The 2496-nt window shown below is 57.4% G+C and carries 2 protein-coding genes; both read left to right on the top strand.

From position 1 onward, the window contains the following. The first annotated feature begins 113 nt into the window (after nucleotides 1-113). Nucleotides 114-1643: an IS21 family transposase gene (gene istA, locus J3456_RS19330; protein WP_349581879.1), complete on the top strand. Its 1530-nt coding sequence runs from the start codon at nucleotides 114-116 to the stop codon at nucleotides 1641-1643. After that, nucleotides 1633-2424, top strand: coding sequence for an IS21-like element helper ATPase IstB (istB, locus tag J3456_RS19325; RefSeq protein WP_349581877.1), 792 nt, complete (start codon nucleotides 1633-1635; stop codon nucleotides 2422-2424). Before istA ends, istB begins: the two co-directional genes overlap by 11 nt. The last annotated feature ends 72 nt before the right edge of the window (nucleotides 2425-2496 follow it).

Below are 2496 nucleotides of genomic sequence, written 5' to 3'. Positions count from 1 at the left end.
TGTTGATTGTCACTGAGAACTGACCCGGTAGCCCCATAAATTGTCACTGAGAATTGACCCATGTGAACACACTTCCCCGACGGTTTTGGTTGGGGGGATTTGGAGTGATCGACATGGGATTTTTGAGTGTCATTCGACGCTGGGCATTGCGTGACAAAATGCCAATCAGGGAGATTGCCCGGCGTACGGGTTTGTCTCGGAACACGGTAAAGAAGTATCTGCGTGAAGGTGCGGTGGAACCGCAGTTCAAGACGCCTAAGCGTCCAAGCAAGCTGGATCCCTATGCGGATCGGCTGTCAGCCTGGCTTTTAATTCAGACGCGGAAGGCACGCAAAGAGCGGCGGACAGTGAAGCACATGCATGCTGATCTGGTGAAGCTGGGATATGATGGCTCCTATGAACGCGTAGCAGCTTTCGCCCGGGCATGGCGTGAAGATCGGCATCGAGCGGAACAGACGACGGGGCGCGGCACCTACGTGCCTTTGGTGTTCGCGCCCGGCGAAGCCTTCCAATTCGACTGGAGCGAGGACTGGGCCAACATCGGCGGTGAGCGCGTCAAACTTCAGGTCGCTCATATCAAACTGTCACACAGCCGCGCTTTCTTGGTTCGGGCCTACCCGCTGCAAACGCACGAGATGCTGTTTGACGCCCACTGGCATGCATTCCGCGTCTTCGGCGGCGTGCCTGGTCGCGGGATCTATGACAATATGAAGACCGCCGTTGATCGTGTGGGCAAAGGCAAGCAGCGGGACGTCAATGCACGCTTCAAGGCTATGGCCAGCCACTACGTGTTTGAGCCCGAGTTCTGCAATCCAGCCGCAGGTTGGGAGAAAGGCCAGGTTGAGAAGAACGTGCAGGATGCGCGCAACCGCATGTGGCAGGTCATGCCGGTCTGCGCCGATCTGGCAGAGCTGAACCAATGGCTTGAAGATCGCTGTATCGCCCTTTGGACAGAGACGCCGCACAAGGCTTTGCCGGGGACCATCGCTGACGTGTGGCAGGCCGAGAAGCCTACGTTGATGGCACTGCCGCCGGCATTCGATGGCTTTATCGAACACAGTAAGCGTGTGTCACCCACATGCCTGATCACGTTCGAACGCAATCGCTACAGCGTTCCCGCCAGCTTTGCGAACCGACGTGTCAGTTTGCATGTCTATCCCGAACGGCTGGTCGTGGTCGCTGAAGGGCAAACGGTTTGCAAGCATGCGCGGATCATCGAGCGGTCTCATCGAAAGCCCGGCAAGGTCATCTATGACTGGCGCCACTATCTCGCTGTTATCCAACGCAAACCGGGCGCACTTCGGAATGGTGCGCCGTTCACGGAGATGCCGGATGCCTTCCGGCAACTTCAGGATCACATGCTGCGTAAAGAAGGCGGTGACCGAGAGATGGTCGACATTCTGTCTCTGGTCCTTCAGCACAACGAAGAGGACGTTTTGTGCGCAGTGGAGCTGGCACTTGAAGCGGGCGTCCCCACCAAGACGCACATCCTGAACCTGTTGCATCGATTGATCGACCGCAGACCGACAGATCACCCCGAGGTCGATCCGCCGGACGCACTGGCATTGCAGACAACGCCAGAGGCCAACGTCGATCGCTATGACGGGTTGCGACAGACTGAGGAGAAGCGCCATGCGTCATGACCCAGCAGGAGCCTCTATCGTGATCATGCTACGCAGTCTCAAGCTGTACGGCATGGCAAATGCGATTGAAGACTTGGTCGCCCAGGGCGCGCCAGCGTTCGAAGCTGCCACACCAATGCTGTCACAGCTGCTCAAGGCCGAGATCGCCGAACGCGAGGTACGGTCCATCGCCTACCACACGAAAATCGCCCGCTTCCCCGCATACAAAGATCTGACGGGCTTCGACTTTGCATCGAGTGAGATCAACGAAGCGACAGTGCGGCAGCTACACCGATGCGAGTTTATCGAAGCGGCCGAGAATGTCGTTTTGATCGGCGGTCCCGGAACGGGCAAGAGCCACACAGCCACAGCAATCGGCGTCCAGGCCATCGAACATCACCGACGTAAGGTGCGCTTCTTCTCGACCGTGGAATTGGTCAACGCGCTGGAGCAGGAGAAGGCGCTTGGTAAGGCAGGGAAACTGGCTGAGACGCTGACGAAGGTCGACTTGGTCATTTTGGACGAACTCGGCTACCTGCCGTTCAGTTCATCTGGCGGGGCGCTGCTCTTCCACCTGCTCAGCAAGCTCTACGAGCGCACCAGCGTCATCATAACCACAAACCTCAGCTTCTCAGAATGGGCGCAGGTCTTCGGGGATGCAAAGATGACAACCGCGCTCCTCGATAGGCTGACCCACCGCTGCCACATCCTCGAAACCGGAAACGACAGCTACCGCTACAAGGCCAGCGCTGAGGCTGCAAAGAAAACACGAAAGGAGGCCAAAACATTGACCGCGTCATAAACCACGACGCATAACTGAGGGTGGGTCAAATCTCGGTGAAAATACCGGGTCAGTTCTCAGTGACAATCAACA

This window comes from Sulfitobacter sp. NFXS29, assembly GCF_040148765.1.
Classification (GTDB): domain Bacteria; phylum Pseudomonadota; class Alphaproteobacteria; order Rhodobacterales; family Rhodobacteraceae; genus Sulfitobacter.
Note: the sequence above shows the minus strand (reverse complement) of the source record. Positions and strands in the feature narration are given on the sequence as shown.